This window comes from Bradyrhizobium liaoningense, from assembly GCF_018130955.1.
Taxonomy (GTDB): domain Bacteria; phylum Pseudomonadota; class Alphaproteobacteria; order Rhizobiales; family Xanthobacteraceae; genus Bradyrhizobium; species Bradyrhizobium liaoningense_C.
In genome coordinates, this window is the sequence record NZ_JAFCJM010000034.1 from 24,865 (window position 1) to 43,353 (window position 18,489).

Genomic DNA, 18,489 nt, shown 5'->3' on the forward strand with positions numbered 1-18,489 from the left:
ACGTTCCATGCTGATCCTCGCCATCGATACCGCGCTGGACGCCTGCGCCGCGGCCGTGCTCGACACGAACGCCGGCCAACTGATCGCGCAGGAATCGCTGCCGATGAAGCGCGGGCACGCTGAAGCGCTGATGCCGCTGATCGCGCGGGTGATGCAGTCGGCGAACCTCGCCTTCACGTCGCTCGACCGCATCGCGGTCACCACCGGCCCCGGAAGCTTTACCGGATTGCGCGTCGGCATCTCGGCCGCGCGCGGGCTTGCGCTCGCCGCGGACAAGCCGGCCGTGGGACTGACGACGCTGTCGGCCTATGCGGCTGCGGTCGTCAGCCAGAACCGGCAAGCGCCCGTGATCTCCGCGATCGATGCGCGGCATGATCACGTCTACTTCCAGATCGTTGCCGGCGACGGCAGCCAACTCGTGCGGCCGAAGGTCGCCAGCATCGATGACGCGATTGCAGCGTCGCAATTCGGCGCGCCGCATCTGGTCGGCAATGCCGCCAGGATCCTCTCCGACCGCTGGCCCAAGGATGCGCCGCAGCCGATTGCGGTCGATGCGCAGGCCGCACCCGACATCAATTGGGTCGCGTGGCTGGGCGCGGCGGCCGATCCGCAAGGCACGCCGGCACGTCCCTTCTATCTGCGTGCGCCCGATGCCAAGCCGGCGGCACAGCCACCGCTCGCCGTCGCCACCTCATGATGAACTGGCTGTCGGCATGGTGGCGCGGCGGCACGCCCGTCGTCGAGCCCGCGAGCGGGCGCGATACGGCGCGGCTCGCGCAGCTCCACGGCGCGTCTTTCGCGCGCGGCTGGGGTGAGGGCGAATTCGAGAGCATGATGAGCGAGCGCAACACGCTCGTGCATCGCTTCCGATTGGGCCGCAAGACGATCGGCTTTGCGGTGTCGCGGATCGGCGCGGACGAGGCCGAAATCCTCTCCATTGCCATCGATGCGGCCCGGCGCGGCCGCGGGCTCTCCCGCGCGCTGCTCTTGACCCATCTCGGCCACCTCGCCGGCCGCGGCGTTCGCACTATATTTCTGGAGGTCGAGGAGAACAACCAGCCGGCCCGGCGGCTCTATGAACGCGCCGGATTCGTGGTGGTCGGGCGCCGCGAACGCTACTATAAGCAGCCGGACGGGGAACAGTTGAACGCGCTTCTGATGCGACGTGACTTGTCGTAACATTGGTGGCAGAAGGTGCCCCCGCAAGGCAGACCAACCATGACCGTTTTGAAACCGTCCTCCGCGTCCAAGGCAACCACCATCGAGTCCCGCTGTGCCGCGACCGGCATGCGCATGACCGAGCAACGCCGCGTCATCGCCCGCGTGCTCGCGGAGGCGGCAGACCATCCCGACGTCGAGGAACTGTACCGGCGTTGCGTCGCGGTCGATGACAAGATCTCGATCTCGACCGTCTATCGCACGGTCAAGCTGTTCGAGGACGCCGGCATCATCGAGCGTCACGATTTTCGCGAGGGCCGCGCGCGCTACGAGCAGATGCGCGACAGCCATCACGATCACCTGATCAATCTGCGCGACGGCAAGGTGATCGAGTTCACCTCGGAAGAGATCGAGAAGCTGCAGGCCGAGATCGCCCGCAAGCTCGGCTACAAGTTGGTCGATCACCGCCTCGAGCTCTATTGCGTCCCGCTCGACGACGACAAATCCACTTCTTGAGCATGATCTCCGCGCAAACGCGTTCCACGTTTGTCGCGCGGGAAAACCGCTGCGCACTTTTTCGGATCATGCGTTAGTGGCAGTTGACCTCATCATCTTCGATTGCGACGGCGTGCTCGTCGACAGCGAGGTCATCTCCTGTCGCGCGCATGCCGACGTGCTCAGCCGGCACGGCTATCCGATCACGCCGGAGCAGGTGCTCGTCCGTTTCCTCGGCGTATCCGAGAAAGACGCGCGGCTGATGGTCGAGCAGGAAATCGGCCGCAACCTCCCGGACGATCTGGAACATCAGGTCAATGCGGCCACGCTGCAGTTCTATGCCAGCGACCTGCAGGCGATCACGCACGTGGCCGCAGCGATTCGCGCAATCGATTTGCCCAGATGCGTCGCATCGAGCGGCACGCCGGAGAAGATCCGTCACGGTCTGACATGCGCCGGGCTCTACAACCTGCTCGCGCCGCACATCTTCTCCGCGAGCCAGGTGGCGCGCGGCAAGCCGGCACCCGACCTGTTCCTGTTCGCCGCGCAGCAAATGAAGACGGCGCCGGAAAGCTGCCTCGTCATCGAGGACAGCGTCCCCGGTGTCACCGGTGCCCGGGCCGCCGGAATGGCGGTGCTGGGCTTTCACGGCGGCAGCCACTGCCCGCCCGGCCATGGCGAAATCCTGCGCCGAGCCGGCGCCGGCCTGATCTTCGACGACATGCGGCAACTGCCGGACCTGGTCCGCCGGGTCGAAACGGACGCCGTTGCCGGCTGATTCTGCCGAACATCGTCATTCCGGGGCATCGCGGAGCGATGAACCCGGAATCTCGCCCTCCAGATTCCGGGTTCGCGCTATCGCGCGCCCCGGAATGACTGCGACAGGCGCTGCAATCACTGGATTTTCGCCCCCTCAGCCTATATTTGAGGGCCGTTCCACCACAAATCCGGGTTCCATGACGCCGCCGCGCAAGCTGCACATCAAATCATATGGCTGCCAGATGAACGTCTACGATGCCCAGCGCATGGTGGACACGCTGGCGCCCGAGGGATTCGTGGAGACAGCGAGCGCCGAGGACGCCGACCTCGTCATCCTCAACACCTGCCACATCCGCGAAAAGGCCTCCGAGAAAGTCTATTCCGAGCTCGGCCGCCTGCGCACGGCCAAGGACGAGGCGGCGCGCGGCGGACGCACGATGCAGATCGCAGTCGCCGGCTGCGTGGCGCAAGCCGAGGGCGAGGAGATCGTGCGGCGCGCGCCTGTCGACGTCGTGGTCGGCCCGCAGAGCTACCACCATCTGCCCGAGCTTCTGAAGCGCGCGAGCCACGACGGCCGCGCCATCGAGACCGAATTTCCCGCCGCGGACAAATTTGGCTTCCTCGCGCAGCCAAAACCCGAGGCGATCCGCGCCCGCGGCATTTCGGCCTTCGTCACGGTGCAGGAAGGCTGCGACAAGTTTTGTACGTTCTGCGTCGTGCCGTACACGCGTGGCGCCGAGGTGTCGCGGCCGGTGGCAAAAATCCTCGACGACGTGAAGCGGCTTGCCGACAATGGCGTGCGCGAGCTCACGTTGATCGGCCAGAACGTCAACGCCTATCACGGCGAAGGTCCGGACGGGCAAAGCTGGCCCCTCGGCAAACTGCTCGAGCACCTCTCACAGGTCCCCGGTATTGCGCGGCTGCGCTACTCGACCAGCCATCCCCGCGACGTCGATGACAGCCTGATCGCCGCCCATCGCGATCTCGATGCCCTGATGCCCTTCGTGCATCTGCCGGTACAATCGGGCTCGGACCGGATCCTTTCGGCCATGAATCGCAAGCATACCGCCGACGACTACCGCCGCGTCATCGATCGTTTCCGGGCGGCGCGCCAAGACATTGCTTTTTCATCGGATTTTATCGTGGGTTTCCCCGGCGAAACCGAGGAAGATTTTCGTGCCACCCTCGCGCTGGTCACACAAATCGGTTACGCTGCGGCTTACTCGTTCAAATATTCCGCCCGGCCGGGAACGCCGGCCGCGGATCTGCAGGAGACGGTGTCCTTAGCCGAGATGGACCAGCGATTGGAGCGGCTCCAGGGGTTGATCGACAGCCAGCAATCGGCCTTCAACAAGGCCGCGATTGGCACAACCGTCGACGTGCTGTTCGAGCGCGAGGCGCGCAAGGAAGGCCAGATCGTCGGCCGCACCGCCTATCTCCAGCCGGCGCATGTGATGGCCTCGCCGGACATCATCGGAAAAACCCTGCCGGTTCGCATCGACAGCCTCGAACGCTACAGCCTGCTCGGTGAGCTCGCGACGAAGCCGGTCGCGCGCGAAGCTGCCTTATCATCCATGGCTACTGGAGCCTGAACCCTTGCCCAAAAGCGCATCGGATTCGCCTTCACTCGCTCCCAGCCGCAAATTTGACCGCGACATGCAAGTTCCGCCCGAAACCCAGGTCGTCATCGACTTCGACGACAACCGCGCCGCTTCCGCGCTGGTCGGCCCTTATGGCCAGAACCTGGCGCAGATCGAGCGCCGGCTCGGCGTTATTGTCGATTCCAAGGGCAATCACATCACCATCGGCGGCACGCGCGACGGCTGCGACGCCGCGCGGCGCGTGCTGGAGGCGCTCTACGCCCAGGCGCTGAAGGGCCACGATCTGGACCAGGGCGAGGTCGAAGGCGCGATCCGCGCCGTGATCGCCCAGGGCTCGCTGTTCGAGTTCGACGCCAAGTCGGCCAAGACGGCCTTCGACAGCATCAATCTGCGCAAGCGTCCGGTGCGCGCCCGCACCGCGGCACAGGACTCCTATATCCGTGCGCTGAAGCGTCACGAGCTGGTGTTCGGCATCGGCCCCGCCGGCACCGGCAAGACCTGGCTCGCGGTGGCGCATGCCGCGCAATTGTTCGAGCGCAAGGAAGTCGACCGCATCATCCTGTCGCGTCCCGCCGTGGAAGCGGGCGAACGGCTCGGCTTCCTGCCCGGCGATCTCCGCGAAAAGGTCGATCCCTATCTGCGTCCGATCTACGACGCGCTCTACGATCTGATGGATGCGCGCATCGTCGAGCGCGCGCTGCAGAGCGGCGAGATCGAGATCGCGCCACTCGCCTTCATGCGCGGCCGCACGCTGACTAACGCCGTCATCATCCTGGACGAGGCGCAGAACACCACGTCGATGCAGATGAAGATGTTTTTGACGCGCCTCGGCGAGAACAGCCGCATGATCGTGACCGGCGACCCCTCGCAGATCGACCTGCCGAACGGCGCGACGTCGGGGCTTGCGGAGGCGACCCGCCTGCTCGGCGGCGTCGAAGGCATTGCGCAAGTTCATTTCACCGCCGAGGACGTGATCCGCCACGAGCTCGTGGCGCGCATCGTTGCCGCCTATGAGGGCTCGCCGCAGCGGCCGGCCGCCGGCAAGCCATAACGGGAAAACAGCCGGACCACGGGCGCGAGACCAGCGCCTTCCGTTCCGAACAAAACCATGTCGCATCCCAACCTTCCCATGACCGAGGTCCTCGTCGTCGCCGATTGCTGGCAGAGCGAGCCCGATGCCGAGGCCGTGATCCAGCGCGCCATCGCGGCTGCCGCAGGCTCGGTCGAGGACGACGTCACCGATGCCGAAGTGGCCGTGATGCTGACCGATGACACGGGCATCCGCACCCTCAACAGCAATTGGCGCGGCATCGACAAGGCGACCAACGTGCTGTCGTTTCCTGCGCTGCAGCCGGAAGGCGCGCGCAAGCCGGGCGATGCGCCGCGCATGCTCGGCGACATCGCGATCGCCTATGAGACCATGCGGCGCGAAGCGGACGAGGAGCAAAAGCCCTTCGACCATCACCTGAGCCATCTCGCCGTGCACGGCTTTCTGCATCTGATCGGCTACGATCACGAGAACGACGCCGACGCGGAGGAAATGGAAGCGCTGGAACAGGAGATCCTGGCCGAGCTCGGCATTCCCGATCCCTATGCCGACCGGCCACGGATGGATTGAGATGCCGGATTCCGAGCCGACCCACGACAATCCGCGCAACACGCCCAACCTGCCGGCGGTGGTGCAGCCGGGCGAAGTGTTGCGCCCGACGGCCGAGGGCTGGCTGCTGCGCGCCATCCGCACGCTGTTCGGCTGGAAGGCGGGCTCGGTCCGCGACGATCTCCAGGTCGTGCTCGACGCCACGACGCCTGATGATGCCGGCTTCTCCGCCGTCGAGCGCACCATGCTGCGCAACATCCTCAATCTGCACGAGCGCCGCATTGCCGACGTCATGGTGCATCGCGCCGACATCATCGCGGTGAAGCGCGACATTCCGCTCGGCGAATTGATGGACCGGTTCGAGAATGCCGGCCATTCGCGTTTCGTCGTCTACAACGAGACGCTCGACGATCCCGAAGGCATCGTGCACATCCGTGACCTCCTCACCTTCATGACGGCCAAGGCGCGGGTGTCGGAGACGGCAAAGGCCAAGCGCAAGAAGCCGCTGCCCGCGGGTCTCGATTTGCGCGCAGTCGATCTCTCGCTGCCGCTTTCCGAAGCCAATATCATCCGCAAGCTGCTCTACGTGCCGCCCTCGATGCGGGCGATCGACCTCCTGGCGCAGATGCAGGCTTCGCGCATCCATCTCGCGCTCGTGGTCGACGAATATGGCGGCAGCGACGGCCTGGTCTCGCTCGAGGACATCGTCGAGCAGATCGTCGGCGAGATCGACGATGAGCACGACAGCGACGACGCGCCGTCGATCGTGCGCCTGCCCGACAACGCATTCATCGCCGACGCCCGCGCGAGCCTCGACGACGTCCGCACCGTGATCGGCGAGGATTTCGTCACCGGCGAAGCCGGCGAGGAGGTCGAGACGCTCGGCGGCTATCTCGTCAGCTTCGTCGGCCGCCTGCCGGTGCGCGGCGAGGTGATCTCCGGTCCCGGCAATTACGAGGTCGAGGTGCTCGACGCCGACCCGCGCCGCGTCAAGCGCCTGCGGATCGCACCACGAAAGGAACGCCCCGTTCCGCGCACCCAGCGCGAGAGCCGCCGCCGCGAGGCGCCGCCCGACACCGGCCAGCCGCCCTCGGGCGACACGCCTGCTCCGCCGCCCGGCGACGGGGCCGGCCCGCAGTGACGATTCCCGCCAAACTCCGCACCGTCGCGCTCGCCATCATCCTGACCTGGGGATGGAAGCGCGCGCTCGTCGCGATGGGAGCCGGCGCCCTGTCCGTGCTGGCGCTGGCGCCATTCAATGCCTGGCCGGTGCTGTTTTTGACCTTCCCGGTCCTGGTATGGCTGATCGACGGCGCCGGCGGCGGGAAGCTCGGCGGTATCCCGGCAGCGGCACTGACCGGTTACTGCTTCGGGCTCGGCTATTTCGTCCCCGGCCTCTACTGGATCGGTTACGCCTTCTTCGTCGATGCCCAGACCTTTGCCTGGCTGACGCCCTTCGCCGTGCTCGGCCTGCCCGCCTATCTCGCGATATTCCCGGCGATGGGCTTTGCGCTGGCGCGGCTGCTCTGGACCAAGGACGCAACACGCATCCTGGCATTGGCGGCGAGCCTCACCATCAGCGAGTGGTTGCGCGGCCATGCGCTGACCGGCTTTCCGTGGAACGCCTACGGCTACGCGCTGTCTGAACCCTTGCCGCTCGCACAGGCGGCCTCGCTGATCGGGCTGTGGGGCATGACCTTCCTCACCGTTGCGATCTTCGCCAGCCCCGCGGTGCTGATCGATCGCACGTCGGATCGAAAGCTGCCGTGGCGCGTGCCGGCGGCAGCGGTCGCGCTGCTGGTCTTGATGGGAATTTTTGGCGCAATCCGCCTGTCGCTGCATCCGACAGCGATGGTGGCGGGCACAAAACTGCGGCTGATGCAACCGAACCTGCAGCAGGACGCCAAGTTCAACTACTCTGCGAAAGCGGAGGTGATGAAGAAATATCTGGCGCTGTCCGATCGCGCCGCAGGGCCGCAATCGACCGGCGTCAGCGATGCCACCATCCTGATCTGGCCGGAATCCGCGTTTCCGTTCTTCCTGACCCGCGAAGCCGACGCGATGGCGCAAATTGCGGATTTGCTGCCCAAAGGAACGGTGCTGATCACGGGATCGGTGCGTGCGCCCGACCTGCCGCCGGGCAAGCCGATCACGCGCGCCTACAACTCGATCTATGTCATCGATCATGACGGTAGTGTGCTCGCGGTCTACGACAAGCTGCATTTGGTGCCGTTCGGGGAATTCCTGCCCTTCCAGGACCTGATGGAAAAGCTCGGCTTCGAGCAACTCACGCGCGTGCAGGGCGGATTTATTCCGGGAAGCGTGCGCCACGCACTGCCCGTGCCGCGTGCGCCGCGCGCACTCCCGCTGATCTGCTACGAGGCGATCTTTCCCGGCGACGTTGCCGGCCGCGACGAGCGCCCGGGCTGGATCGTCAATCTGACCAATGACGGCTGGTTCGGAATCTCCACCGGCCCCTACCAGCACATGGAGCAGGCGCGGATGCGCGCCATCGAGCTCGGCCTGCCGCTGGTCCGCTCTGCCAACACCGGCATCTCGGCGGTGATCGACCCCGTGGGCCGGACCGTTGCCAGCCTTGGGCTTGGTGTCGAAGGCATTCTGGATGCAAGCCTTCCGGCCGCCATTTCTCCGACCGTCTATGCGCGCGTCGGCGACATTCCGGCGGCCATCATCGTCGCGCTCGCCATCGTCTTCGCGGTGCGACGCCGCGCTGCCAAACGGAAGCCTTGATTGCCGATTTCCGGGACCGGAAGTCTTTGACAACCGTAATCCCACGGTTGACAGAACGACGGCGCGCTCCACATTCTGAGCCCGGCTGCAAAAGATAACCGTGCATTGCTAAATTTCTCCGCAATGTTTGCCATAAATCGCAGATGAGGTTTGGACGTCGTGGTCGCCTTAGGCATCCGCTCTGTTGCCCCTAAGGTGGTGTGAGGAGGGCTGAGGAGATGTCGAAAGCGCCCAACCCTGTTGACAAATATGTCGGCAGCCGCGTGCGTATGCGCCGCATCATGTTGGGCATGAGCCAGGAGAAGCTCGGCGAAGCGCTTGGCCTGACCTTCCAGCAAATCCAGAAATACGAAAAGGGCACCAATCGCGTGGGCGCGAGTCGCATCCAGCAGATTGCCGAAATCTTGCAGGTGCCGGTGTCGTTCCTGTTCGAGGGCGGACCGAGCGGCACGCCGGGGCCGGATGGTTTTGCCGAAGGCGCCTCGCCCGCTTACGTCTCCGATTTCCTTGCGACCTCCGAAGGCCTCGCGCTGACCAGGGCGTTCACCCGAATCACCGACTCCAAATTGCGCCGCTCGATCGTCGATCTCGTCGAGCAGATCGCGGCCCGCGAAGGTCCCGACAAACGGTGATGTACCAAATCTGGCCTATGCCGACATCGCGAGCGCGCGTATAAGGCGCGCTTCCCGATGATCGACCTAACTTCCGAGGCGTAGGCGCCGCATGCCGACCAACAAGAATCCGTTCGACACCGCGACCATGCTCGAAGGTATCCGCCGCTGGGTGGAGATCGAGACGCCGACCGACACACCGGACCAGGTCAACAAGCTGGCCTCGCTAGTTGCGAATCACTACCGCGACCTGCCGGTGACGCTCGAACGCGTCGCCGGCGTCAATGGCTGCGGCGATCATCTCGTGGCGCGCTCGGCTTGGGGCCAGGACAAGCCCGGCATCCTCGTGCTCAGCCATCTCGACACCGTGCATCCGATGGGCTTCATCGAGCGCCTGCCGTTCCGGATCGACGGGGACAGCGCGTTCGGTCCCGGCATCTACGACATGAAGGGCGGCGCCTACATCGCCCATCACGCCTTCCGTCGTCTGTGCGAAACCGCCGAGCGCTCGCCGCTCGGCATCACCCATATGTTCACCTCCGACGAGGAGATCGGCAGCCCCACCTCGCGCGAACTGATCGAGGCCGAGGGACGCAAAGCAAAGTATGTGCTGGTGACGGAGCCCGCGCGCGACGGCGGCAAGATCGTCACGGGCCGCAAGGGCGTCGGCCGCTTCGAAGTCTTCATCAAGGGCGTGCCCGCGCATGCCGGCACGCGGCCCGAGGATGGACGCAGCGCGATCCGCGAGCTTGCCAACGTCATCCACGCGCTGGAGGCGATGAACGACCTGAAGCGCGGCGTCTCCGTCAATGTCGGCGTCGTGCGCGGCGGCACGCGGCCCAACGTCACGCCGGAAGAAGCCTATGCCGAAGTCGATCTGCGCGTGCCGAGCATTGCCGATTCCGACGAGTTCGTCGCAAAGATTCTCGGACTGACGTCGAAGACCGAGGGCGTGACGGTCAAAGTCACCGGCGAGCTCAATCGTCCGCCCTACGAGAAGAGCAATTCCGGCGCCTCGCTCTATGAGCACGCAAAAGGCCTTGCGGCAGAGCTCGGCTTCGAGCTGATCGATACCCACACCGGCGGCGGCTCCGACGGCAATTTCACCGCCGCCCACACCGGCACGCTCGACGGCCTCGGCGTCGACGGCAAGGGCGCGCACACCCACACCGAGCAGCTCTACATTTCCTCGCTGGAGCCGCGCGCGCGGCTGCTCTACCGGCTCTACCAGACGCTGCGATGAGCGAACGCAAATCAGATCCGCAGCGCGCCGACGACGAGCGCGCCTTCTTCGGCCGCCGCAAGGGGCACAAGCTCAGGCAGCACCAGGCCGACCTGGTCGAAAATCTCCTGCCGCATCTTGCGCTCGACATCTCCGGCGAGGCGCCGGCTGACGTACGCGAGATCTTCGATCCCGCGGCGGACGAGCTGCGGCTCGAGATCGGTTTTGGCGGCGGCGAGCATCTCGCAGCCGAGGCGCAGCACTTTCCCAACACCGGCTTCATCGGCTGCGAGCCCTATATCAACGGCATGGCAAAGGTCCTCGCGCAGATCGAGGCGAACAACATCGGCAACATCCGCCTGTTCGCAGGCGATGCCGCCGAGCTGCTGGCCTGGCTGCCGAAGGATTCGCTGTCGCGACTTGATTTGATCCATCCCGATCCCTGGCCGAAGCGACGCCACTGGAAGCGGCGCTTTGTCCAGGACAAAACTATCGCCGCGATGTCGCGCGTGATCAAACGCGGCGGCGAGTTCCGCTTCGTCTGCGACATCGACGACTACTGCGCCTGGACGCTGTCGCACATGACGCGTTCGCCGGATTTCGTCTGGCTCGCGGAGCGCGCCGACGATTTTCGTCTGCCCTGGGATGGCTACACCATGACGCGCTACGGCAGGAAAGCCGCGCGCGAGGGCCGCAAGGCGGCTTACTTGCGGTTTCGCAGGGTGTAGGCCGGGACTGGCGCTCAAGCGGCTCGGCCCAGGGGCGGTTGCGACCGTCCGACAAAAATGTCGAAAACAACCCCATGCAAAGTATCGGCGCGGGCAAGCGCGCCGCACTGCGGATTTTACGAAATCAACTTGACGCGTCGGGCAAATCGATGGCATAATGCCATCATTGGACGATCAAGCCGAAGCTGATCCCATCACGCTCTCGCGCCTTCTTCCCGCCGGTCGCTTCCCACACCACGCGCTTGCTGTTGCCGCGCCATTGAACGGGAGGATAGCGTGCGGAGAAGCGTCTTGGAAAGCAGGTCAGATGGTCTGGCGGGTGCGCCAGAAATTCACGACGCGCTCGGCCGTCGCCGGCATCAGCTTCGTGAAGTTCACGCGGGCGGCCTCGATATCGGCATCAGCCGGCGTGCGTTGCGGTCCGTACCACAGGAGGATCAGGGCGCGCACCGTCGGCCAACCCAGATTCTTCACGCGGCCCAGGATCAGGATCGGATCGTAGCGGTCGCCAGCGATCAGCCGATCGAGCACCGACAGCTTGACGCCTGATATCGCTGACAGCGCCGCGATGGCTTCCTCGTATTTGTGCGCCTTGGCGAAACCGAGCAGCGCGCTTTCGCCGAGATGCCCCTCACGATGCAGGTTGAGCACCGTGCGCTGGGCGTCCGCATAATCGCGCCGCGGCCCCGGCGGCAGCGAGGCTTCCTCGATCTCGGTCATGGCGCGCCGGATTTCCATCTGGCGTGCCGGCTTGACGACTTCGGTCAGGCGGCGCCGGATGACGTCGAGCGTACCGCCCAGGAGATCCCTGAGCTGATCGTCGGAGAGATCGTCGCGCTGGCCGATCTTGAGCGTCAGCACACCATCCTTGGAGGCGCGCCTGATCAGCTCGGAATAGCCGCCGGCTGAGAATTTCGCGCCGGCATTGCCGGCGGCGCGCCGCACCACGTCGCGATCGCCGCGCTCGACCAGCACGTCCGTGAGATTTGCCGACAGCACGGGACGCTCGGTCATCGCCAGCAGATGGCCCTGCCCCTTGAAGCGTGCGATCTCGAGCAGGGCTGCTTCATCGAGCACGGGCGAGCGGCGCAGCACGGGGGCGGCGACCTGGATTTCATTCTCGCGGGCGAGCTGGCCGACGAGATGGCGGGGCGCGTTGCTGATCTTGGAAAAGCGTTCGGCGAGGTCGATGCGCGCGGCAAGCTCGGCATGCGGCACGAGGTCGACCAGGAGATTGTCGAAGAGATCGACAAGGTCGGGACGAAGTCGCGCGGAGTCGGCGAAAAACAGGTCGGCGATGGCGCATGCGACATCGCTGCGCTTGCGCAGATCGCCACGCCTGACGATCTCGTCCAGTCCGGGAATGAGCGACGTGGCAGCAGTCATGGAACGCAAACTCGAAATCGGGCACGCCGCGGGTACACAAGCAGGCTAAGGTGCCCCGCCAACAGGCAATTTAGGCCTGCTTGATGAAAGAAGGGTTAGGCCGGGACCGGCATAAAAAGGCGCCCTTCGCTCCGGCCGGGCCTTGTCGGCGAGAGCGAAAAGCGCTATATCCGCGCCAACTTATCTTCTCATACGATCGGTATGGAGAGTGGGCCCGGAAGGACCCGCTCTTTTTTATTACCTGCGTCCAGACGCGCTCGGGCGGCCACGGGAACCGATCCGTGAGTTCCGAAGCCGAGCCGTCAACCAAGCGTTAACCATCGAGCGTCTTTGACCCTGGATATGACCGAACCGAACCCTGGTTCCACCGATGCCGATCTGCTGGCCGAGCCCCGGCTCGTGGTCGAGCCCGGCGTCGCGGCGCGGGTGTCCGCGATCGCGGCCCCCGTGCTCCAGGGCATGGGCTACCGGCTGGTGCGGATCCGCGTCTCCGGGGAAGCCGGCTGCACGGTCCAGATCATGGCGGAGCGCCCGGACGGCTCGATGCAGCTCGAGGACTGCGAGGCCATCTCGCGGGCGCTGTCGCCGGTCCTCGACGTCGCCGACCCCATCGACCGTGCCTATCGGCTGGAAATATCCTCACCCGGAATCGACAGGCCGCTGGTACGCCGTTCCGATTTCGAGCGTCATCAGGGCCATCTCGTGAAGGTCGAAATGGCGGTCGCCCATGAAGGGCGGAAGCGCTTTCGTGGTACGATCGGCAGGGTCGAAGGCGACCGCGTGCGGATCGCGCGCGACGACGTCAAGGCCGGCGACGCGGCCGACGTTCTCTTGACGATGGAAGACATCGCCGAGGCCCGGCTGGTGCTGACCGATGAGTTGATCGCGGCCTCCATGCGTCGCGGCAAGGCCGAGGCGCGCGAGCTGCGCAGGGATCTCGGACTGGAGCCTCCGGCTCCGCCGCATGCCAAGATCAGCGAGAAGACGACCAAGAACACCAAGCCGAAAAAGAAGCCGGCACCGACCAATACAAAGAAACATCGCCTTGCCGCCGAACGCGCGCGGCGCGGCGAGATCGAGCCTGACGAAGGAGACTAGCCATGGCAGTCAGCGCCAATCGACTTGAACTGCTGCAGATCGCCGACGCCGTCGCACGCGAGAAATCGATCGACCGCGGCATCGTCATCGCCGCGATGGAGGACGCGATCGCCAAGGCGGCGCGGGCCCGTTACGGCAGCGAGACTGACGTTCATGCCGAGATCGACCCGAAGAAGGGCGAGCTGCGGCTGTCGCGCCACATGCTCGTCGTCGAGAAGGTCGAAAATCATTCCAACCAGATTTCGCTGGTCGATGCGCAGCGCGCCAATCCCGGCGCCCAGGTCGGCGACACCATCGCCGACACGCTGCCGCCGCTGGAATATGGCCGCATCGCCGCGCAGTCGGCCAAGCAGGTGATCGTGCAGAAGGTGCGCGAGGCCGAGCGTGACAGGCAGTACCAGGAATTCAAGGATCGCATCGGCGATATCGTCAACGGCGTCGTCAAGCGCGTCGAATATGGCAGCGTGATCGTCGATCTCGGCCGCGGCGAAGCCATCATCCGCCGCGACGAGATGCTGCCGCGCGAGGTGTTCCGCAACGGCGACCGCGTCCGCGCCTACATCTTCGACGTCCGCCGCGAGACCCGCGGTCCGCAGATCTTCCTGTCGCGCACCCATCCGCAATTCATGGCTAAGCTGTTCGCGCAGGAAGTGCCGGAGATCTATGACGGCATCGTCGAGATCAAGGCCGTCGCCCGCGATCCCGGCTCGCGCGCGAAAATCGGCGTGATTTCCCGCGATTCCTCGGTGGATCCGGTCGGCGCCTGCGTCGGTATGCGCGGCTCGCGCGTGCAGGCCGTGGTGAACGAATTGCAGGGCGAGAAGATCGACATCATTCCCTGGTCGCCCGATATCGCGACCTTCGTGGTCAACGCGCTGGCGCCCGCCGAAGTCTCCAAGGTCGTCATCGACGAGGACCGCGAGCGTATCGAGGTCGTGGTGCCCGATACCAACAACCAGCTCTCGCTGGCGATCGGCCGCCGCGGCCAGAACGTCCGCCTCGCCTCGCAGCTCACCGGCTGGGACATCGACATCCTGACCGAGCAGGAGGAATCGGAGCGCCGCCAGGCCGGCTTCGAGAACGCCACCCGCGTGTTCATGGAATCGCTCAATGTCGACGAAGTGGTCGGCCAGTTGCTGGCGTCCGAAGGCTTCACCATGGTCGAGGAGCTCGCGATGGTGGATGCGAAGGAGCTCGCCGGCATCGAGGGGTTTGACGAGGAGACGGCGCAGGAGCTGCAGAATCGCGCCCGCGAATATCTGGAGCAGCAGGAGGCCGAGCTCGAGGCCCGCCGCAAGGAGCTGGGCGTCGAGGACGCGCTCAAGGACGTGCCGGGCGTGACCTCGAAGATGCTGGTCAAGTTCGGCGAGAACGACATCAAGTCGGTCGACGACCTCGCCGGCTGCGCCACCGACGACCTGGTCGGCTGGACCGAGCGCAAGGAAGGCGGCGAGGCCACCAAATTCGCGGGTGCGCTCGACGGTATCGACATCACCCGTGACGATGCCGAAGCGATGATCATGCAGGCCCGCGTCAAGGCCGGCTGGATCACCGAGGCCGACCTCGCCAAGCCCGGCGAAGAGGCAGAGGCTGACGAACAGCAGCCGGCTTAAGGGCTGCAGGAGATGTCGCCCGGATGCTCGCCAGCGCTGACAGCGAACTCGACCATGGACCGCGGACCGGAAAGTCCGCGACCATGCGCATGTGCGCCGTCAGCCGCGAGGTGCGCCCGGTCGACGAGCTGATCCGCTTCGTCGTTTCGCCGGCAGGCGACATTGTTCCCGACCTGAAACGCAAGCTGCCCGGCCGGGGAATGTGGATATCCGCCTCGCGGAAAGTGGTTGCGGAAGCCGTGCGCCGTCACCACTTCAGCAAGGCCTTCAAGCGCGACCTTCGCACCCCGCCCACGCTCCCCTCTGATATCGAAGCGCTCCTGGTCCGGAGCGTGACTGAGGCGCTCGCCATTGCCGCCAAGGCCGGCCAGGTCGTGGCCGGTTTTGGCAAGGTCGAAGGCGCCCTGAAGGACGGAACGGCCGAGGTCCTGATCCACGCCAGTGACGGGGCCGAAGACGGAATCCGTAAATTGGACGCAACTGCGCGGCAAAATGACGGGAATCGCGGCCGCAAGGCGCAAATTCCCGTCGTTACCGCATTGAAATCGGCAGAATTGGATTTGGCACTCACCCGGTCAAATGTGATACATGCTGCGCTGCTCGCGGGCCCGGCGAGCAGGACATTCCTGTCACGTAGCCAGATGCTGGTCCGATACCGGCTGGCGGACGATGACAAGACTGCCGAAACACACGGCCAGGATTTCTGAAGACCAGCTCTTCTTGAGAGCGACGACCGACATGACGGTGCGGCAACGCACCCCACTAACGAGATCAGGATTAGGACTGCTGAATGGTTGATACCAAGACCCCTGGCGACAAGAAGCTGAGCGTCCCGAGCAAGACGCTGACGCTCAAGCCGCGCGTCGAAACGGGCACCGTGCGCCAGAGCTTCAGCCATGGCCGCAGCAAGCAGGTCGTGGTCGAGAAGCGCGGCAAGCGCCGGATCGAGGGCGGCGGACCCGAGCCGCAGGCGCCGGAAGTCGCCAAGGCTCCCGCCAGGCCGGCGCCGCCGCCGGCTGCTGCTCCGCGTCCCGCGGCGCCGCCCCGCAATACCAATACCGGCGTCGTGCTGCGCACGCTGACCGAGGATGAACGCTCGGCACGCGCCAGCGCGCTGGCCGATGAACGGGTGCGCGAGGTCGAAGAGCGCCGGCAGGCCGAAGAGGAAGCTCAGCGCCGCGCCGTCCGCGAAGCCGCCGAGCGCGCCGAGCGCGAGGCGGCCGAGGCCCGCCGCAAGGCCGAGGATGAGCGTCATCGCCACGAGGACGAGGCCAAGCGCAAGGCCGAGATCGAGGCCAAGAGGCGCTTCGGCGACGGCGAGCAGCCGCAACAGGCCGCCCGCGCGCCCGCGGCGCGTGCGCCCGGCGCCGGTCCGGCAACGACGACTTCACGGCCGGCAACCACGACGGCCCGGCCCGCAGCGGCAACCACCACGCGTGCGCCAGCGGTTGCTGCCGAGCCCGAGGACGACGAGGGTCCGCGCCAGATCCGCCGCGGTCCGGGCGGGGCCATGCGTCCCGTCGCCGCCCCGAAGACCACGCACAAGCCCGGCCCGCAGAAGCAGCGCGGCCGCCTCACCGTGGTGACGGCGCTCAACGCCGACGACGTCCGCGAGCGCTCGATTGCCTCGTTCCGCCGCCGCACCCAGCGCCTGAAGGGCCACGCCTCCAACGAGCCGAAGGAAAAACTCATCCGCGAAGTGACGATCCCGGAAGCGATCACCATCCAGGAACTCGCCAACCGCATGTCCGAGCGCGCGGTCGACGTCATCCGCATGCTGATGAAGCAGGGCGCGATGCACAAGATCACCGACGTGATCGACGCCGACACCGCGCAGCTCATCGCCGAAGAGCTCGGCCACACTGTCAAGCGCGTCGCCGCGTCGGACGTCGAAGAGGGTCTGTTCGACCAGGTCGACGATTCCACCGACACCGAGCCGCGTTCGCCTGTCGTGACCGTGATGGGCCACGTCGACCACGGCAAGACCTCGCTGCTCGACGCGCTCCGTCACGCCAACGTCGTCTCGGGCGAAGCCGGTGGCATCACCCAGCATATCGGCGCCTATCAGGTGCTGTCGCCGGAAAGCGGCAAGAAGATCACCTTCATCGATACGCCCGGCCACGCCGCGTTCACCGCGATGCGCGCCCGCGGCGCCAAGGTCACCGACATCGTCGTGCTGGTGGTCGCGGCCGACGACGGCGTGATGCCGCAGACGGTCGAAGCCATCAACCACGCCAAGGCGGCACGGGTGCCGATCATCGTTGCCATCAACAAGATCGACAAGCCCGACGCCAAGCCGGAGCGCGTGCGCACCGAGCTGCTGCAGCACGAGGTTCAGGTCGAATCCTTTGGCGGTGAAGTCGTCGACGTCGAAGTCTCCGCCAAGAACAAGACCAATCTCGACAAGTTGCTCGAGATGATCGCGCTGCAGGCCGAAATCCTCGACCTGAAGACCAATTCGGAGCGTCCGGCCGAAGGTACCGTCATCGAAGCCAAGCTCGATCGCGGCCGTGGCCCGGTCGCGACCGTGCTGGTCCAGCGCGGCACGCTGCGGGTCGGCGACATCATCGTCGCCGGCGCCGAAATGGGCCGCGTCCGCGCGCTGATCTCGGATCAGGGCGAGACGGTGCAGGAGGCTGGTCCCTCGGTGCCTGTCGAGGTGCTCGGCTTCAACGGTCCGCCGGAAGCCGGCGATCGTCTCGCGGTCGTCGAGAACGAAGCCCGCGCCCGTCAGGTCACGAGCTACCGCGCGCACCAGAAGCGCGAGAACGCGGCAGCCTCGATCTCCGGCATGCGCGGCTCGCTCGAGCAGATGATGTCGCAGTTGAAGACGGCGGGCCGCAAGGAGTTCCCGCTGATCGTCAAGGCCGACGTGCAGGGCTCGCTGGAAGCGATCCTCGGCTCGCTGGAGAAGCTCGGCACCGACGAGGTCGCAGCCCGCATTCTGCATGCAGGCGTCGGCGGCATCTCGGAATCCGACGTGACGCTCGCGGAAGGCTTTAACGCCGCGATCATCGGCTTCAGCGTTCGCGCGAACAAGGAAGCCGCCGCGGCCGCCAAGCGCAACGGCATCGAGATCCGCTACTACAACATCATCTACGACCTCGTGGACGACGTGAAGAAGGCGATGAGCGGCCTGCTCGCGCCGACCTTGCGCGAAACCATGCTGGGCAATGCCGAGATTTTGGAGATCTTCAACATCTCCAAGGTCGGCAAGGTCGCCGGTTGCCGCGTCACCGACGGAACCGTGGAACGCGGCGCCAATGTGCGCCTGATCCGCGACAACGTCGTCGTGCACGAAGGCAAGCTGTCGACGCTGAAGCGCTTCAAGGACGAAGTGAAGGAAGTGCAGTCCGGCCAGGAATGCGGCATGGCCTTCGAGAACTATCACGACATGCGTGCCGGTGACGTCATCGAGTGTTATCGCGTGGAGACGATCCAGCGCTCCCTGTAAGTCCAAGCCTTACCGA

General features: G+C 65.6%; 17 protein-coding genes. 16 read left to right on the forward strand and 1 reads right to left on the reverse strand.

Features of this window, described 5'->3' with window-relative positions; genetic code table 11:
• The first annotated feature begins 7 nt into the window (after nucleotides 1–7).
• From tsaB to trmB, 12 genes are all read left to right on the forward strand, one after another.
• A complete protein-coding gene (gene tsaB, locus JQ632_RS24990) occupies nucleotides 8–697 on the forward strand; it encodes a tRNA (adenosine(37)-N6)-threonylcarbamoyltransferase complex dimerization subunit type 1 TsaB (protein WP_212405249.1) in 690 nt (229 codons plus the stop codon).
• Nucleotides 694–1,179: a ribosomal protein S18-alanine N-acetyltransferase gene (gene rimI, locus JQ632_RS24995; protein WP_212405250.1), complete on the forward strand. Its 486-nt coding sequence runs from the start codon at nucleotides 694–696 to the stop codon at nucleotides 1,177–1,179. The genes tsaB and rimI overlap by 4 nt, the downstream gene beginning before the upstream one ends.
• A gap of 39 nt (nucleotides 1,180–1,218) precedes the next feature.
• On the forward strand, nucleotides 1,219–1,674 hold the full coding sequence (locus JQ632_RS25000) for a Fur family transcriptional regulator (protein WP_212405251.1): 456 nt from the start codon (nucleotides 1,219–1,221) through the stop codon (nucleotides 1,672–1,674).
• Between the two features lie 76 nt (nucleotides 1,675–1,750).
• Nucleotides 1,751–2,431, forward strand: a complete 681-nt coding sequence (locus JQ632_RS25005) for an HAD family hydrolase (protein WP_212405252.1) — start codon at nucleotides 1,751–1,753, stop codon at nucleotides 2,429–2,431.
• Nucleotides 2,432–2,609: 178 nt separating this feature from the next.
• On the forward strand, nucleotides 2,610–4,004 hold the full coding sequence (miaB, locus tag JQ632_RS25010; RefSeq protein ID WP_212405253.1) for a tRNA (N6-isopentenyl adenosine(37)-C2)-methylthiotransferase MiaB: 1,395 nt from the start codon (nucleotides 2,610–2,612) through the stop codon (nucleotides 4,002–4,004).
• 64 nt (nucleotides 4,005–4,068) lie between these two features.
• Nucleotides 4,069–5,064 (forward strand): PhoH family protein, encoded by a 996-nt coding sequence (locus tag JQ632_RS25015; RefSeq protein WP_212405254.1) that lies wholly within the window; start codon nucleotides 4,069–4,071, stop codon nucleotides 5,062–5,064.
• A 57-nt stretch (nucleotides 5,065–5,121) separates the two neighbouring features.
• Nucleotides 5,122–5,631, forward strand: coding sequence for an rRNA maturation RNase YbeY (ybeY, locus tag JQ632_RS25020; protein WP_212405255.1), 510 nt, complete (start codon nucleotides 5,122–5,124; stop codon nucleotides 5,629–5,631).
• 1 nt (nucleotide 5,632) lies between these two features.
• Nucleotides 5,633–6,751 (forward strand): hemolysin family protein, encoded by a 1,119-nt coding sequence (locus JQ632_RS25025; protein ID WP_212405256.1) that lies wholly within the window; start codon nucleotides 5,633–5,635, stop codon nucleotides 6,749–6,751.
• Nucleotides 6,748–8,361, forward strand: coding sequence for an apolipoprotein N-acyltransferase (gene lnt, locus JQ632_RS25030; protein WP_212405257.1), 1,614 nt, complete (start codon nucleotides 6,748–6,750; stop codon nucleotides 8,359–8,361). Before JQ632_RS25025 ends, lnt begins: the two co-directional genes overlap by 4 nt.
• Before the next feature lie 218 nt (nucleotides 8,362–8,579).
• A complete protein-coding gene (locus JQ632_RS25035; RefSeq protein ID WP_212405258.1) occupies nucleotides 8,580–8,993 on the forward strand; it encodes a helix-turn-helix domain-containing protein in 414 nt (137 codons plus the stop codon).
• 91 nt (nucleotides 8,994–9,084) lie between these two features.
• Complete coding sequence (locus tag JQ632_RS25040; protein WP_212405259.1) at nucleotides 9,085–10,215, forward strand: M20 family metallopeptidase; 1,131 nt, start codon at nucleotides 9,085–9,087, stop codon at nucleotides 10,213–10,215.
• Nucleotides 10,212–10,922, forward strand: coding sequence for a tRNA (guanosine(46)-N7)-methyltransferase TrmB (gene trmB / locus JQ632_RS25045; protein WP_212405260.1), 711 nt, complete (start codon nucleotides 10,212–10,214; stop codon nucleotides 10,920–10,922). Before JQ632_RS25040 ends, trmB begins: the two co-directional genes overlap by 4 nt.
• A 303-nt stretch (nucleotides 10,923–11,225) precedes the next feature.
• On the opposite strand, the gene JQ632_RS25050 is transcribed toward trmB, so the two are convergent.
• The gene (locus JQ632_RS25050; RefSeq protein WP_212405261.1) at nucleotides 11,226–12,308 is read right to left on the reverse strand and encodes a DUF2336 domain-containing protein; all 1,083 of its coding nucleotides are present in this window, start codon (nucleotides 12,306–12,308) and stop codon (nucleotides 11,226–11,228) included.
• A gap of 342 nt (nucleotides 12,309–12,650) precedes the next feature.
• Here JQ632_RS25050 and rimP point away from each other — a divergent pair, with 342 nt between their 5' ends.
• From rimP to infB, 4 genes are all read left to right on the forward strand, one after another.
• Nucleotides 12,651–13,406 (forward strand): ribosome maturation factor RimP, encoded by a 756-nt coding sequence (gene rimP, locus JQ632_RS25055; RefSeq protein WP_212405262.1) that lies wholly within the window; start codon nucleotides 12,651–12,653, stop codon nucleotides 13,404–13,406.
• Nucleotides 13,407–13,408: 2 nt separating this feature from the next.
• Nucleotides 13,409–15,019, forward strand: a complete 1,611-nt coding sequence (gene nusA, locus JQ632_RS25060; RefSeq protein WP_212405263.1) for a transcription termination factor NusA — start codon at nucleotides 13,409–13,411, stop codon at nucleotides 15,017–15,019.
• A 23-nt stretch (nucleotides 15,020–15,042) separates the two neighbouring features.
• Nucleotides 15,043–15,726, forward strand: coding sequence for an RNA-binding protein (locus JQ632_RS25065; RefSeq protein ID WP_212405264.1), 684 nt, complete (start codon nucleotides 15,043–15,045; stop codon nucleotides 15,724–15,726).
• Between the two features lie 83 nt (nucleotides 15,727–15,809).
• The gene (gene infB, locus JQ632_RS25070; protein WP_212405265.1) at nucleotides 15,810–18,473 is read left to right on the forward strand and encodes a translation initiation factor IF-2; all 2,664 of its coding nucleotides are present in this window, start codon (nucleotides 15,810–15,812) and stop codon (nucleotides 18,471–18,473) included.
• Nucleotides 18,474–18,489 lie beyond the last annotated feature (16 nt).

Bases quoted from the DNA above. Each gene is read 5' to 3' on its own strand.
- tsaB (WP_212405249.1), top strand. From the start codon at position 8: ATGCTGATCCTCGCCATCGATACCGCGCTGGACGCCTGCGCCGCGGCC.
- rimI (WP_212405250.1), top strand. From the start codon at position 694: ATGATGAACTGGCTGTCGGCATGGTGGCGCGGCGGCACGCCCGTCGTC.
- JQ632_RS25000 (WP_212405251.1), top strand. From the start codon at position 1,219: ATGACCGTTTTGAAACCGTCCTCCGCGTCCAAGGCAACCACCATCGAG.
- miaB (WP_212405253.1), top strand. From the start codon at position 2,610: ATGACGCCGCCGCGCAAGCTGCACATCAAATCATATGGCTGCCAGATG.
- JQ632_RS25015 (WP_212405254.1), top strand. From the start codon at position 4,069: ATGCAAGTTCCGCCCGAAACCCAGGTCGTCATCGACTTCGACGACAAC.
- ybeY (WP_212405255.1), top strand. From the start codon at position 5,122: ATGTCGCATCCCAACCTTCCCATGACCGAGGTCCTCGTCGTCGCCGAT.
- JQ632_RS25025 (WP_212405256.1), top strand. From the start codon at position 5,633: ATGCCGGATTCCGAGCCGACCCACGACAATCCGCGCAACACGCCCAAC.
- JQ632_RS25035 (WP_212405258.1), top strand. From the start codon at position 8,580: ATGTCGAAAGCGCCCAACCCTGTTGACAAATATGTCGGCAGCCGCGTG.
- JQ632_RS25040 (WP_212405259.1), top strand. From the start codon at position 9,085: ATGCCGACCAACAAGAATCCGTTCGACACCGCGACCATGCTCGAAGGT.
- trmB (WP_212405260.1), top strand. From the start codon at position 10,212: ATGAGCGAACGCAAATCAGATCCGCAGCGCGCCGACGACGAGCGCGCC.
- JQ632_RS25050 (WP_212405261.1), bottom strand. From the start codon at position 12,308: ATGACTGCTGCCACGTCGCTCATTCCCGGACTGGACGAGATCGTCAGG.
- rimP (WP_212405262.1), top strand. From the start codon at position 12,651: ATGACCGAACCGAACCCTGGTTCCACCGATGCCGATCTGCTGGCCGAG.
- nusA (WP_212405263.1), top strand. From the start codon at position 13,409: ATGGCAGTCAGCGCCAATCGACTTGAACTGCTGCAGATCGCCGACGCC.
- JQ632_RS25065 (WP_212405264.1), top strand. From the start codon at position 15,043: ATGCTCGCCAGCGCTGACAGCGAACTCGACCATGGACCGCGGACCGGA.
- infB (WP_212405265.1), top strand. From the start codon at position 15,810: ATGGTTGATACCAAGACCCCTGGCGACAAGAAGCTGAGCGTCCCGAGC.